A 13,106-nucleotide genomic window follows, 5' to 3' on the forward strand; every position below is an offset into this window, starting at 1 on the left:
GGAGGCCGGGGCTCGCGAGCGCGCGCGGGTCCGGGCCTATGGATGGTAGGGGAAGCGGGCCAGGACTTTCCCCTCTGCCGTAACGGCGTATAGCTCGAGCCAGTCGAGCGTGGCATTGACGCCCGGAGCGATGCGTCCGCACCTGTCCGGGCGGCGGTGGATACGGACGAAATACAATCCCGAGTCCTGGCCGACGACGACCTCCATGGCCTTTGCCGAATAGGAGCAGGTTCCCGCGTACTCCTTCGGCAGTCCCGCCAGGACTCGTTGCAACGCGGCATGTGCCGCGATGATGGCGGGGCCATCCAGCGTGGCCATCGGTGTCAGTTCCGTGGGCCAGCGAATGCCCTCCGCGAGCACGTATCGGGGTTCGGTCGTTCCTGCGTCGGGAGTTGAGAGGGGAGCAGGAGAGACGGGCTGCCCCGCATCGCTGGCAGGAGGGGGAAGGGAAGGAACGGTCGCAGTCCCTCCGTCCGTGGCGAGCGAAATGAGCAGGATGATGTGGTGCAGCTTGAGCATGGAGCTACTCCAGGAGTCTCTGATCGTTCCTCAGTTCAAGGCAGGAACACACTGCGCTGGCAGGACTCCGGTATCGAGCATGGATGTCCGAGGGCGACAGGTCGCCTGGAAGTCCCAACGTCTCCTGTCCTCGTTCCACTTGAAGAGCGCCCCTTCGTGGTTCCATTTGTAGAAGCGAGGCTCGTCGCGGTGACCCGTCGCCAGCCAATGCTCCGCCGGAATCAACTCTCCCCGCGAGTCGCGAACCAGTTTGCCACCAGGTGTTGCCGCATAGGCCACCATCATCCAGAGACCGTCACCCGATTTCACCATTGGAAAAACCGAGAGGTCCGGGCTGCTCACGTTGGTTCCACAGGGATGATTGTGAGCGAAGCCAAAGACGGCCAGCTCCCGCCCGAAGTCCTCATCGTCAACACCGCCGAATGGGGGTTGGCATGAGTTGCGTGCGCCCGTCAGGCTCCGGACCGGCTACGAGACGCGCCAGTCGTCGGGTGTCCGGTAGCGCGCGACGCAATACTCGGCCGCATCTGGACGCGGGCGGCCTGTGTTCGGGTCGCAGGCATCCGCCGCGCCGGGCAATGCCATCAAGGCCCTGAGTGTGGGCAGCACCAGGTCATCTGGAACACCCGATGTATCCGCAAGCACGGCGGATATTCCCTCTACCTTCCACGGCCCCGGCGCCACTGCGAGGTCGGGGTCATTCTCCTCCTTGGGCAATTCACCATGGAGATAGAAGAGTCGAGGGCTCGTACATGCCACAATGATGCCGAGCAGGGGCAGGCAGATGCGCCGCATGTGTCGTCAGTCCCCGCAGGTGGCCTTCTCGTCGGTGGGGTGCAGGGTGGCGATGCCGTAGGTGCCGTTGCGCGTGCCGCACCAGATGCGCCAGTTCGTCCCGCCGAGGTCCGGCGCGGAGTACACGCCGCCTTCCTTCTTCGCCCCACCTCGCGCACAGCAGCGGGCGAAGGCGCGCGTGCCGATGGCCACCAGCCCCACCGCGTCCGGTGAGCGGGAGAAGCCGCCAATCTTCTTCTCCCCGCAGGACCACGGCGCCACGCCGCGGAACTTGATGAGGTACTGGTCGCCCTTCATCGCGTTGCCCCCGCGCGCCGGGCCCCCGTAGCAGAGCTTCCCCTCCGCCTCGAGCTGCGCGTAACGCGGCAGGAAGTGCAGCCCGCCAATGGGGCCGCGCTGCCAGTCGTCCCCGCAGAACACGTGCGTGAAGGCGTTGCGCGGACCGGTGCTCACCCACAGACCCGTGAGCCACTCCAGGTTGCCCTGCCGTGAGCCCGGCCGCCCCGCCACGGACAGCGCCGTCTGGATGCGCGGGTCGTTGTAGTGCCGGGAGAAGAAGCGCTGCACGTCCCCCGCACTCACACTCACGTCCGGACGCGCCGGGCACATGTCCAGCACCTCCCGGTCCTGCGCCGTCAGCGCCGGCAGCTTGCCGAACAGCGGCTTCGAGTCACACGTCGTCGCGCAGCCCGTGGCCGGCTTCCAGTCCGCGCGCGCGGTGGCCCCACTGGATGAGGCGAACTGGACGTCGCCCCCGGCGCGCTCCTCGTCGGCCTCCTCGTCGGACGCACGGGCCAGGAGGGCCTGCTGCTTCGCCCGGCCCCGGGCCTGCTGCTCGGTGTTGGCGCGGTCCGCCGCCGCCAGGGCCGCCGCGTCCGGGGCCCTGGGCGCCGCGGACTCCGGCGCGCCCTCGCACAGCACCCAGCCCTCGCCGGACGGTCCCTTGAGCTTGCACCAGGCCCGGTTCGGCCCGCCCTTCTTCAGCAGCGGATACGAGGTGTCCGGCTCCACCGTGAAGACCACCCGCTTCGACTCGGGCTGCTCCACCGCGTCCACGCGGACCTCGGACACGAAGGCCCCCGGGCCCGCCAGGGCGGGCAGGGCGGCGGTGAGAATCAGGGCAAGGAAGGGCAGGGGAAGACGCATGGCGCGCGGAGTCTACAGCAGTCCCCGCGTGCCCTCGGGAGGAGGGCGGGGGGACGTCCGTCGGCGCATGGGACGGAGCTCTCCCGTCCGGCATTCAACCGGGGACAGGCGGGAGCAGGCAGGCGGGCGCGCCTGGGGGACCGCATGCGGCGGGATGCGGAATGGAGATTCCGTTCCGCGGTGGGCGCCCACCCGCCGGGCTCGACGAAGCCTCAACGGGCCTGTGGGCGGCGGGGGCGGAATGGACGTTCCATTCCGCGGAGCCTCCGCCGGACCGCATGCCGCCCGTGCGGTCCGGCCTGGCCGGGCCTCAGCTGAGCTTCAGCCGGACCGCGTTCGGCTTGTCCGTCTTCGCCTTGCCCACCTGGACGGTGTACTCGCCCGCGCCCAGCTCGGCCTTCAGGTCCATCACCTTCTCGCCGTTGACGCGCACGCTGCCCTGGGCCATCGCCTCGCGGGCCTTGGTCGCCGAGGCCACCAGCTTCGTCTCCGGCAGCAGCTTGAAGAGCGGCAGCTTCTCCGCCCCGGCGAGGGAGACCTCCACCAGCTCCAGGTTCTGCTGGGGCGCTTCCTTCTTCCCCATGGTGGTGTCCCACACCGCCAGCGCCTTCTGGCCGCCCTCCTCGCCGTGGAAGCGCGTGGCGATCTCCTGCGCGAAGCCCTTCTTCACCGCCATGGGGTGCAGCTCGCCGGCCTGCACCTTCGCCTTCATCTCCGCCACTTCCCGCAGCGACTTCGACGACAGCAGTTCGATGTACCGCCACATCAGGTCGTCGGTGATGCTCATCAGCTTGCCGAACATCGTCTCCGGCGGCTCGCTGACGCCCACGTAGTTGTCCAGGCTCTTGGACATCTTGTCGCCGACGATCTTCCCGTCCACCAGCTTCGCGTTCAGCCCCTCGAGGATGGGGCCGGTCATGATGACCTGCGGCTCCAGCCCCTCCTCCTTCATGAGCTGCCGCCCCACCAGCAGGTTGAAGAGCTGGTCCGTCGCACCCAGCTCCACGTCCGACTTCAGCGCCACCGAGTCGTAGCCCTGCAGGAGCGGGTAGAGGAACTCGTGGATGGCGATGGAGACGTTGTCACGGAAGCGCTTCTTGAAGTCGTCGCGCTCCAGCATGCGCTGCACCGAGTAGCGCGCCGCCAGGCGGATCATCCCCTCCGTGCCCAGCGCGTCCAGCCAGGTGGAGTTGAAGCGCACCTGCGTCTTGCTCTCGTCCAGCACCTTGAAGACCTGCTGCTTGTAGGTCTCCGCGTTGGCCTTCACCTCGTCGCGCGTCAGCGCCGGCCGCGTGGCGTTGCGCCCCGTCGGGTCGCCAATGAGCGCCGTGAAGTCGCCGATGAGGAACACCACCGTGTGGCCGAAGTCCTGGAAGCGCCGCATGCGCGTGAGCAGCAGCGAGTGGCCCAGGTGCAGGTCCGGCCGGCTCGGGTCGAACCCCGCCTTGATGACCAGCGGCTTGCCCGTGTCATACGAGCGCTGGAGCTTCTTCTTCAGCTCCTCGGCCACCTGGATGTCCACGGTGCCGCGGGTGACTTCTTCGAACTGCTCCTCGGGGGTTGCCTTGCGCAGCGCGTCCTGATTCATGGCCCGGGCAACCTAGCCGATTTGCCGCGCCAGGGGCGGCATATCCTCGGGCGGCTTTCAGGTACCCGGCAGGCGCTGGCGCACCCGCTCGATGCTCCGCGCCCGGCCCGTGGCGTCGTCCAGGTCGATGACCACGCCTTGCAGGTACACCAGCCGCTCCGCCAGCTCGTAGGGCGCCTTCTCCCCGAGGAAGCGCGCCACCGAGGACTCCTTCTTCATGCCGATGACGGAGTCCAGTGGGCCACACATGCCCACGTCGGTGATGAAGGCCGTGCCTCCGGGAAGCAGCCGCTCGTCCGCCGTCTGCACGTGCGTGTGCGTGCCCACCACGGCGGACACCTTCCCGTCGAGGTACACGCCCATGGCGTTCTTCTCACTGCTGGCCTCGCAGTGCATGTCCACCAGGATGCAGGGCGTCTGCTGGCGCAGCTCCTCCACCAGGGGCAGCACAGCCTCGAAGGGGCTGTCCTGGAGCCGCATGAAGACGCGCCCCTCCAGGTTGATGACGCCCAGCGCCCGGCCGTCCTTCGTCCGCACGAGGCCATGCCCGCGCCCGGGAGTCCCCTTGGGGTAGTTGGCCGGCCGCAGGAGCTGGTCCGGATGCTCCTTCACCCAGGGGAGGATGGCCTTCTTCGAGTAGAAATGATTGCCGCTCGTCAGCAGCGAGACGCCGCTGTCGAGCAGGTACTGCGCGGACTCCGGGCTGAGGCCCGCGCCGCCTTCACTGTTCTCGGCGTTGGCCACGCACAGGTCCACCCCGTGCTCGGAGACCAGGCGCGGCAACAGGGCGCGGACCGCCTGGAGTCCCGGGCGGCCCACGACATCTCCCATGAAGAGGACTCTCACGTATCCAGGAAATCCGCGTCGCGGTACAGGCCCCGCAGCGACTCGGACTCCGTCACGATGAGGTCCATGTCCACGTCGTCACCCGTGGTGGGCAGCACCTCGACGACCTGGTCATTGAAGGCCAGTCCGACGCGGCGGCTGCGCTGGCTGGCCGCGCGAAGGGTGGCGTCGTAGTAGCCACCTCCGCGTCCCAGCCGCTTGCCGTCCCGGGTGAAGCCCAGGCCCGGCACCACGAAGAGGTCAATCTGGTCCACCGGGATGAGGTCCGAGGAGTTGCTCGGCTCCCGGACACCCAGGCGGCCGGGCTCCAGCTCGCTCTCCGACTTGATGGCCCGGAACGACAGGATGCGCCCGTGGACATGGGAGAGCGGGTAGCAGACGATTTTGTCGTCCTGCAGCGCCGCGATCAGGATGTCCCGGGTGGGCACCTCGCCCCGGATGGGGGCGTACAGGGCCACCGTCCTTGCCTTCTGATAGTACGGCGTTGCCAGGAATCGAGACTGAACCTTGAGACCCCGCGTGTCGATGATGTCCGGCGTCATCGCCTTTCGGCGCGCCGTCAACTCCTCACGCAGCGTCTGCTTCCTCGCCGCCGCCTCTTCCACCACCGTCTCGCTCACCGCCGCCGCTCCGAAGAAAAAGTCCCCCGCCGCATGGCCGTGTGCCCAGCGTCCATTGAACCCTCAAAAGCCAGGTGGGAACCGAAATCATGCCGCCGCAGGCTTCCCTCATCCCCCGTGAGAGGGGAGGGCTTGCACATGGCGACCGAAACGGACCCCGGAATGGACGTATCGGTTCGAATTTCTGCTGGGCATCACGCGCCCCGCAGGGGACAGCCCTTGTAACAAAGCTACAGTGCTACCAAGTCCTCGAATCTATTGGGAAAACCCGTAAGAGTCTTTGGAAATGATAAGGACGGGGGACGGCGGGGTCAAGGCTTCCTCGTGCGTTTACAAGGCAGGCTCGCGACCCCTATGATGAGGACCACCCAGCACATGCCGCCCGCGCTTTCAAACAAGGGTCTCGCGACGATTCTTTCCGTCGCCTCCGGCCTCGCGTGGGCGGGGCCGACCGTGTCCGGTCCCTACCTGGGAGATACCTACGGACAGGTCCGGTTCCGCACGGAAGGCGAGCGGGTGATTGGCACCGCCACCGGCGGCCCCTGCCGCTTCGAGCCCGACACGGAGGTCATCTCCGGGGAGCTCCAGGGCAACGTGCTGGTGGCCCATGTGCTGCTCTGCCAGCAGGGCGGCTCCGCGTGCGAGGAGCGCAAGCTGCATCCGGCCCTGGTCGTCTTCAACCCGAAGGACCGGGTGCTGAGCGCGATGATTCGCCTCCGGGAGGGCTGCTCCTCTCCGGCGCTGAAGGGGAACGCGCTGGTCCTCACGTCCACCGCCCCGCAGGACGACGGCGACGTGGAGCCCGAGCCCGAGTCCGAGGCGGCGAAGCCCCCGGCGGGCGGTGCCATGGCCCCTCCCGCGGAGGGGGTGGGCTCGGCGGCGCTGGTGGCGCAGGCGCGCCGGCGCGAGCCGGAGATTCCGCCCCTGGAAGAGGGGCAGCGGCAGCTGCTGGCCGGCAACCACGCGGCGGCGCAGACCCTGTTCACGCACGTGCTGGAGTCGGACGCGCGCAACCCCGAGGCGCTGATGGGGCTGGGCGCCTCCCAGCTCGGCCGCGGAGACACGGACGGCGCGCTGAAGACGCTGGAGCGCGCCCGCGCGTCCACGCGTCCCGACGTGCACCTGTGGCTGGCCTACGCGCACTTTCGAGACGGCAACCGTGGCAGGGCCCGGGAGTCGCTGCGCAAGGCCCTGGACCTGGGCTGGGCGCCCGGGAACCGGCCCCTGGAGGCGGTGCCGGAGTCGGCGCTGCGCGGCGAAATCGAGATACTGATGCAGCAGCGGGCCCGGAAGCGGGCCTCGGGCCGCGATTCGACAGGATCCGGAAGCACGAGCCCGTGAGCCAGCCGCCTTCGCCACCCAAGCCGCTCCGGGTCTTCGGCAACTACGAGATCCTCTCCGTGCTCGGAAAGGGCGGCATGGCGGAGGTGTACCGCGCGCGAGTGCTGTCCGGCCCGCGCGCGGGGTGGACGGTGGCGCTCAAGCGGCTGCAGCCGGCGCTGACGCGGGATCCGCAGTCGGTGGCGCTCTTCGCCCGCGAGGCTCAGCTCTCCAAGCAGCTCCACCACCCCAACATCGTCACGGTGCTGGATGCCGGGGAGCTGGAGGGCATCTACTTCATCGTCATGGAGCTGGTGGACGGCCGCGACCTGGGGCAGATCCTCCGGCGCTGCAAGGTGCGCGGCATCCCCCTGCCGCTGGACTTCGCGGTGTACCTGGGGAAGGTGCTGCTGGAGGCGCTCGCGTACGCGCACTCCGCCACCAACCCCCAGGGCGAGCCGCTGGGCATCGTCCACTGCGACGTGTCCCCGTCCAACCTGTTCATCTCCCGCGTGGGGGAAATCAAGCTGGGCGACTTCGGCGTGTCGCGCGTGCTGGTGGACGGCAAGCTCCAGGGCGGCGAGGTGCTGGGCAAGCCCTACTACCTGTCCCCTGAGTCGCTGCTCGGCGAGGTGAACCCCGCGGCCGACCTGTGGGCCGCCACGGTGGTGCTCTACGAGTTGCTGACGCTGGAGCGGCCCTTCGCCGGGGGCTCGCCGGACGAGGTCTTCGCCGCCATCTGGTCCCGGCAGTACCGGCCGCTGCGCGAGCTGCGCCCGGACGTGCCGGAGGCCCTGGAGGCGGTGGTGGACCGGGCCTTCTCCGCGCGTCCCGAGGACCGCTTCCCCACGGCCGAGGAGTTCGCCCACGCCCTCACGCCGCACTACGACGAGCGCGTGGGCACGCCCCTGGCCATCGCCGCCGTGGTGCGCGGGCTGTTCGGCGCCAGTGACGACGTGCCCTCGTCCTCGGGGGGCGCGTCGTCGGGTGGCTCGTCGCCGTCCCCGGGCTCGCGCGCGGGGTAGGGGACGGGGCCTCGCGCGCCCGCCCGCCTTCCTTGAGAGGAGCCCCTGCCGCCGCGCGTGGAGATGACGACCTTTCCTCCCGCGCGCGATGTCGCGCAGGGGAGGAGTGCGATGGCGACCGAGCCCAAGCAGCCGAAGCCCAAGCAGGAAGCGCCCGAGCGCAAGACGGAGGAGGCGGAGCCCCGGCGGCCCTCCAGGTCCAGCGAGGCCAGGGAGGACGGAATGCCCGGCTACGGCCAGCCCGACGAGGAGGTCCGCGAGAAGTTCATCCCCGAGCAGAAGTGGTAATCGCGGGGGCGCCCCTGGCGTGCCTCGCCCCGCTCCTGGCTCGCAGGGGGCCGAGGTACCGAGGCCGCTACCCGGCCAGCTCGCGCACCCTCGGCACGTGCCGGCGGAGCGCCTGGAGCACCTGCTCCACCTCCGCCTCGGTGGTAGTGGGCCCCAGGCTGAAGCGGAGGCTGCCGCGCGCCCGCGGCACCGTCAGGCCCATGGCCCTCAGCACGTGCGAGGGCGTCAGCGTCCCCGACGCGCATGCCGCGCCGGAGGACACGCAGATGCCGTCCAAATCCAACGCGATGAGCAGGGCCTCGCCCTCCACTCCGTCGAAGCGCAGGTTGCTGGTGTTGGGCACGCGCGGCGCCCCGGCGCCATTCACCTCCACGCCGGAGAGGCTCGCGCGCACCTCGCGCTCGAACGCGTCGCGCAGCGCGCCCACCCGCGCGGCCACCTCGGGCTGCTCCTCCGAGGCCAGCTCCAGGGCCAGCGCGAGGGCCTCCGCATAGGGCACGTTCTGCGTCCCCCCGCGGCGTCCTCCCTCCTGGTGGCCCGGCGTCAGCGCCCGCACGTCCACGCCCTTGCGCACCACCAGCACGCCCACGCCCGCCGGGCCGCCGAACTTGTGCGCCGACAGGGAGAGCAGGTCCGCGTCCACCTCGCGCAGGGACAGCGGCACCTTGCCCGCCGCCTGCACCGCGTCGGTGTGGAAGAGCACACCCCGCTGCCGGCACGCGCGGGCCACCTCCGCCGCGGGCTGCACCACGCCCGTCTCGTTGTTGGCCCACATCAGCGAGCACAGCGCCGTCTCCGGCGTGAGCGCGTGCAGCACGTCCTCCTCGCGCACGCGCCCGTCCTGCCCCGGGGCCACCCGCACCACCTCGGCGCCCTCGCGCTCCAGTTGCGCCACCGCGCCGAGCAGGGCGGGGTGCTCCACGGCGGACGTCACCACCCGCCGGCGCTCCGGCACCGGCCGCGCATGCCAGGCGCCCAGCAGCGCCAGCGCGTCCGACTCGCTGCCGGAGCCGGTGAACGTCACCTCCTTCGGCTCGCAGCCCAGCACGCGCGCCACCTTCGCGCGCGCCGCGTCCAGCCGGGCCCGCGCGTCGCGGCCGCTCTGGTGGATGCTGGAGGCATTGCCGAAGCCGCCCTGGGAGAAGGCGCGGGAGAGCAGCGCCGCCACCTCCGGGCGCACCGGGGCGGCGGCATTGTAGTCCCAATAAATCACGTGTCCTGCGCGCTCAGCAGCGACACGGGGCGCTCGTCCGCGACGCCGAAGGCTTCCTTGAAGCGGTTCACCAGCTCGCGCTTGAGCGCCTTGCGCTGCGCCGCCTTGCCGGACAGCGGCAGCCGCGCGCCCGCCATGCTGCCATGCCCGCCCGAGGAGCCGCCGTAGTCCTCGAAGATTTCGCGGATGAGGCGGCCCGCGTTCATCCGCCGGTCCTTCACCCGCAGGCTGAAGTAGAGCTGGTTGCGGTAGGTGCCGAAGGCGAGCGACCACTTCGTGCCCTCGAGGAACATCAGCCGCTCGGCCACCTCGGCCACCATGTCCGGGGAGTAGACCTCCTCCAGGTCGGTGATGATGGCGTGGCCGTACACCTTCGCCCGCTCGAAGGCCGTGTGGTAGAGCTGGAAGTACCGCGCCGGCAGCTCCGGGTGCTCGATCTGCGCGAGCATCGACTTGTCCATCCGCGGGAACAGCCACAGGTAGCTGTCGACGTCCGTCTGGGTCGTCTCGCGGCCCAGGTCCCGCGTGTCCGCCTTCAGGCCGTAGAAGAGCGCGGTGGCCACCTCCGGAGAGGGCTCCAGTCGCGCGGCGCGCAGGTACTCCGTCAGCATGGTGGAGGTGGCGCCGAAGTCGCCGCCCACGTCCGCGAAGGGGGCCTCCAGGCTCTCCTGTCGCAGCGGGTGGTGGTCCACCACGATGTGCGCCTCCAGCTTCGCGGGCAGCGAGTGGTTGCCCACCCTGGGCTGCGTGTCCACGAGGCCGAAGAGGTCGTACTCGTCGAAGTCGATCTGCGACACGTGCGAGATGGGCAGCCTCAGCACCTTCACGAAGGCGATGTTCTCCGCCCGGCCGATGATGCCGCCGTATCCGACGTGCGCCTTCACGTCCGCCCGGCGCTCCAGCAACTGGGCGAGCGCCACGGCCGCGGCCATGGAGTCCGGGTCCGGGTTGTCGTGGGTGAGGATGAGGGCCCTCTTGTGCCCCTTGGCCACGCGGAGCAGCCGCTCCAGCTTGTCTCGGGCCGGCAGATGGGCCAGCCGTGGTGGCGGAGGCTCCGTCAGCTCGCCTCCCGGGTTCCCGGTGTTGCGGCGGCTGTGGAGGGTGTGTGTGACGGGCATGGGTGCTCTTCTTTACTTCCTCCGGCCGTGGGATTCGAGAAGCCGGATGTTCTCCCCATAACGTTCCAGGAACGGTGTCTTCATCACCCCAATAATGGTGTGGGCGAAGGGGAGAGGCTTCACGAGATGGCGTGGGAGGTGTGGCCCGAGCGCCCCCTTGCCGGGCGTCACCGCCCGGCGAAGGCCCGGCTCACGCCTCCGGCGATGGAGTCGTGAGCCCCGGTGACAGGCGGCCTGACGTCAGCCGTTGATGGCCTTGTACTTCCGCGCCAGGTCCTTGAAGAACTTCATCCCGTTGTCGAGCGAGTTCTCCATGGCGTCCATCAGCACCGTGCGGAACGCGGACACGGGCCCCCGGAAGGACTCGTAGTACCGCTGCCGGTCGATGGAGTGGATGATGGCCGGCATGTAGCCGTTGCGCACCAGGATGAGGTTGCTGCACATGCGCCCCACCTTCCCGCTGTGCTCCGTGAAGGGGAAGATCTGCAGGAAGCGGTGCTGCACCGTCGCCGCCTGCTTGATGGGGTGGAACTCGCGGAACTCGGCGCTGGCCGTGTAGTCCACGAGCTTCTCCAGCTCGCCCTGAATCTTGGCGGGCTGGGCGATGTCGTGGAAGTACGTGCGGTGCAGCGGCATGTCCTTGCGAAGCCCCGAGCGCTCCCGCTCCTTGGCGAGCTCCTTCTCGGTGCGCTCACGCCGCTCCATCCGCGCGCGCTCGGACTGCGCCTCGGGCGTGTTGCCCAGGAACAGGTCGTGCATCCGCTTGATGGTGGTGAGCGTGATCTGCGCCTGCTTCTTCGCGCCCGCGGCCTCTTCGCGGATGTAGTCGCAGACGGCCTTGTGGTTCCGGATCTCGAGGACGACCGGAATCATGGACGCTTCCGCGTTGGTGCGGCCGGGGAACAGCGCGGCCATCAGCTCCTGGTGGGTATAGACGACTCCCTCCAGGGCAGCGTCGTGGTAGATCCACGACATCTCGAGCTTGTCGAGGAACTCGCGCGCTGGCAGCTTGTCCTTGTAGATGTCGAGGTACTCGCGCAGCGCCTCGTTCTTCTCGTCGATGTCCTGATAGCGTTCCTTCACGGACTGCGGCTCCTTCTCGCTGCGGGCCCGCGCGGGGCGGGGAGTCCGAAGCATGCGGCCGAGCATTTCAACGGCGCGCGGATTCTAGAAATTCCGCGCGGTTGGAACAACGAATTCATCACAAATTGACGAGGAAGACCTCGCACGCCTGGTCGAGGAGGTCCTTGGAGAGCGCCGGAGGAATCTGCCGGTAGCGGGCGGCGTCCCGGATGAGGGACACCAGGTCTCGTGGATGGCAGGCGCGCAGCTGCATGCTGCGGGGCTTGTAGTAGTGCTCGAAGAGGTAGGTGACGGCCTGGTCCACGTAGGGGATGCCGGCCGCCTCGCACACCCGGCGGAAGATCTCCCGGTAGGACTCCTCGTCCGGGTTGCCGACTTCAATCTTGTACTTGATGCGGCGCAGGAAGGCCTCGTCCACCAGCTCCTTGGGGTCCAGGTTGGTGGAGAAGACGAGGAGCTGGTCGAAGGGAATCTCGAACTTCTTGCCCGTATGGAGGGTGAGGAAGTCCACCCGCTTCTCCAGGGGGACAATCCAGCGGTTGAGCAGGTCCGTGGGGTGGACCTTCTGGCGGCCGAAGTCGTCGATGAGCAGCATGCCGCCGTTGGCCTTCACCTGGAACGGCGCCTCGTAGAGGCGGGTGCTCTCCGAGTAGATGAGGTCCAGCGTCTCGAGCGTCAGCTCGCCGCCCACCACCACGGAGGGCCGGCGGCAGAGGAGCCACCGGTTGTCCATCTCGAAGGTCTGCCGGCGGCCGGAGGAGTCCCGGCCCATCTCCAGGGACACCGGGGTGTGGATGAGCCGGTCGTACACCTGGATGATCTGGTTGCCGATTTCGAGGCAGTGGGGGACGTACACCTCGCCGCCGAACATGTGGGAGACGGCCTCGGCCAGGCTCGTCTTGCCGTTGCCGGGCGGGCCGTAGAGGAAGAGGGAGCGGCCGGAGTTCACCGCCGGGCCCAGCTTGTCCATCAGCTCGGCGGGGACGGTGAGGTGGCTGAGCGCCATCACCAGCTCCTCCTGGCTGACGACGGGTGTCTCCTCCGTCTGGCTGGTGATGAGGGCGTTGTACTGCTCAATCGGCACCGGCGCGGGGCCGACGTAGGTGGTGCGGGTGAGGGCGTCGCGCGCGTACTCGCGGCCCTTCTCCGTGAGGACGAACTCCACCGACGCGCGGCCGAAGCCCTTGCCGCCGCGCAGGTCCACCAGCTTCTCGGTGGTGAGGAAGTCCACCACGCGCTCGATGACGCCGGGCCACGGCAGGCACATCTCCTCCGCGATGGCCATGCCCGTCCCCGTGCCCGCGTAGTACAGGTACTTCAGCGCGATGTCGGAGAGCAGGCCCATCTTGAGACCCGTCTCCTCCACCGACTTCGGCTCGGGGGGAGCGATGTCGAGGATGGACGGATTCTCGAGCTTGAACGGATTGTCGTCGTACGCGTACCCGGGGGGAGCCATCGGCCCCTGTTCTAGCCCATCCGGAGCATGGCGGGCATGGGGCAGGCGGCCCCGTGAGGCCGCGAGGAGGCCGGGCAGGGAGGCACGGA

At 69.2% G+C, this 13,106-nt stretch carries 14 protein-coding genes and 1 other RNA gene; 3 read left to right on the forward strand and 12 right to left on the reverse strand.

The window, feature by feature from the left end:
* Positions 1-36 precede the first annotated feature (36 nt).
* The 8 genes from K8638_RS05360 to ssrS form a co-directional block, all read right to left on the reverse strand.
* The gene (locus K8638_RS05360) at positions 37-519 is read right to left on the reverse strand and encodes a hypothetical protein (protein ID WP_223753310.1); all 483 of its coding nucleotides are present in this window, start codon (positions 517-519) and stop codon (positions 37-39) included.
* 30 nt (positions 520-549) lie between these two features.
* Positions 550-861 (reverse strand): hypothetical protein, encoded by a 312-nt coding sequence (locus tag K8638_RS05365; RefSeq protein ID WP_223753311.1) that lies wholly within the window; start codon positions 859-861, stop codon positions 550-552.
* Positions 862-987: 126 nt separating this feature from the next.
* Complete coding sequence (locus K8638_RS05370; RefSeq protein ID WP_223753312.1) at positions 988-1,314, reverse strand: hypothetical protein; 327 nt, start codon at positions 1,312-1,314, stop codon at positions 988-990.
* A 6-nt stretch (positions 1,315-1,320) separates the two neighbouring features.
* Complete coding sequence (locus K8638_RS05375) at positions 1,321-2,460, reverse strand: EndoU domain-containing protein (protein WP_223753313.1); 1,140 nt, start codon at positions 2,458-2,460, stop codon at positions 1,321-1,323.
* Positions 2,461-2,770: 310 nt separating this feature from the next.
* Positions 2,771-4,048, reverse strand: a complete 1,278-nt coding sequence (gene tyrS, locus K8638_RS05380) for a tyrosine--tRNA ligase (RefSeq protein ID WP_223753314.1) — start codon at positions 4,046-4,048, stop codon at positions 2,771-2,773.
* 57 nt (positions 4,049-4,105) lie between these two features.
* Positions 4,106-4,894: a TIGR00282 family metallophosphoesterase gene (locus K8638_RS05385; protein WP_223753315.1), complete on the reverse strand. Its 789-nt coding sequence runs from the start codon at positions 4,892-4,894 to the stop codon at positions 4,106-4,108.
* Positions 4,891-5,514 (reverse strand): 5-formyltetrahydrofolate cyclo-ligase, encoded by a 624-nt coding sequence (locus tag K8638_RS05390; protein ID WP_223753316.1) that lies wholly within the window; start codon positions 5,512-5,514, stop codon positions 4,891-4,893. The genes K8638_RS05385 and K8638_RS05390 overlap by 4 nt, the downstream gene beginning before the upstream one ends.
* 19 nt (positions 5,515-5,533) lie before the next feature.
* Positions 5,534-5,729: non-coding RNA, 6S RNA (gene ssrS / locus K8638_RS05395), on the reverse strand.
* A 238-nt stretch (positions 5,730-5,967) separates the two neighbouring features.
* Between ssrS and K8638_RS05400 the strand changes: the two genes are divergently transcribed.
* The 3 genes from K8638_RS05400 (at position 5,968) to K8638_RS05410 (ending at position 8,147) form a co-directional block, all read left to right on the forward strand.
* Positions 5,968-6,855, forward strand: coding sequence for a tetratricopeptide repeat protein (locus tag K8638_RS05400; RefSeq protein WP_223753317.1), 888 nt, complete (start codon positions 5,968-5,970; stop codon positions 6,853-6,855).
* The gene (locus K8638_RS05405) at positions 6,852-7,859 is read left to right on the forward strand and encodes a serine/threonine-protein kinase (protein ID WP_223753318.1); all 1,008 of its coding nucleotides are present in this window, start codon (positions 6,852-6,854) and stop codon (positions 7,857-7,859) included. The genes K8638_RS05400 and K8638_RS05405 overlap by 4 nt, the downstream gene beginning before the upstream one ends.
* A 111-nt stretch (positions 7,860-7,970) precedes the next feature.
* Complete coding sequence (locus K8638_RS05410; protein ID WP_223753319.1) at positions 7,971-8,147, forward strand: hypothetical protein; 177 nt, start codon at positions 7,971-7,973, stop codon at positions 8,145-8,147.
* Between the two features lie 67 nt (positions 8,148-8,214).
* Here K8638_RS05410 and K8638_RS05415 read toward each other — a convergent pair whose 3' ends face one another.
* From K8638_RS05415 to K8638_RS05430, 4 genes are all read right to left on the reverse strand, one after another.
* On the reverse strand, positions 8,215-9,360 hold the full coding sequence (locus tag K8638_RS05415) for a cysteine desulfurase family protein (RefSeq protein ID WP_223753320.1): 1,146 nt from the start codon (positions 9,358-9,360) through the stop codon (positions 8,215-8,217).
* The gene (locus K8638_RS05420) at positions 9,357-10,478 is read right to left on the reverse strand and encodes a bifunctional oligoribonuclease/PAP phosphatase NrnA (RefSeq protein ID WP_223753321.1); all 1,122 of its coding nucleotides are present in this window, start codon (positions 10,476-10,478) and stop codon (positions 9,357-9,359) included. Before K8638_RS05420 ends, K8638_RS05415 begins: the two co-directional genes overlap by 4 nt.
* Positions 10,479-10,718: 240 nt before the next feature.
* Complete coding sequence (locus tag K8638_RS05425) at positions 10,719-11,561, reverse strand: Fic family protein (protein WP_223753322.1); 843 nt, start codon at positions 11,559-11,561, stop codon at positions 10,719-10,721.
* A gap of 118 nt (positions 11,562-11,679) precedes the next feature.
* Positions 11,680-13,017: an AAA family ATPase gene (locus tag K8638_RS05430; RefSeq protein ID WP_223753323.1), complete on the reverse strand. Its 1,338-nt coding sequence runs from the start codon at positions 13,015-13,017 to the stop codon at positions 11,680-11,682.
* Positions 13,018-13,106 lie beyond the last annotated feature (89 nt).

It is taken from the genome of Myxococcus sp. RHSTA-1-4, assembly GCF_020037125.1.
Lineage (GTDB): Bacteria > Myxococcota > Myxococcia > Myxococcales > Myxococcaceae > Myxococcus.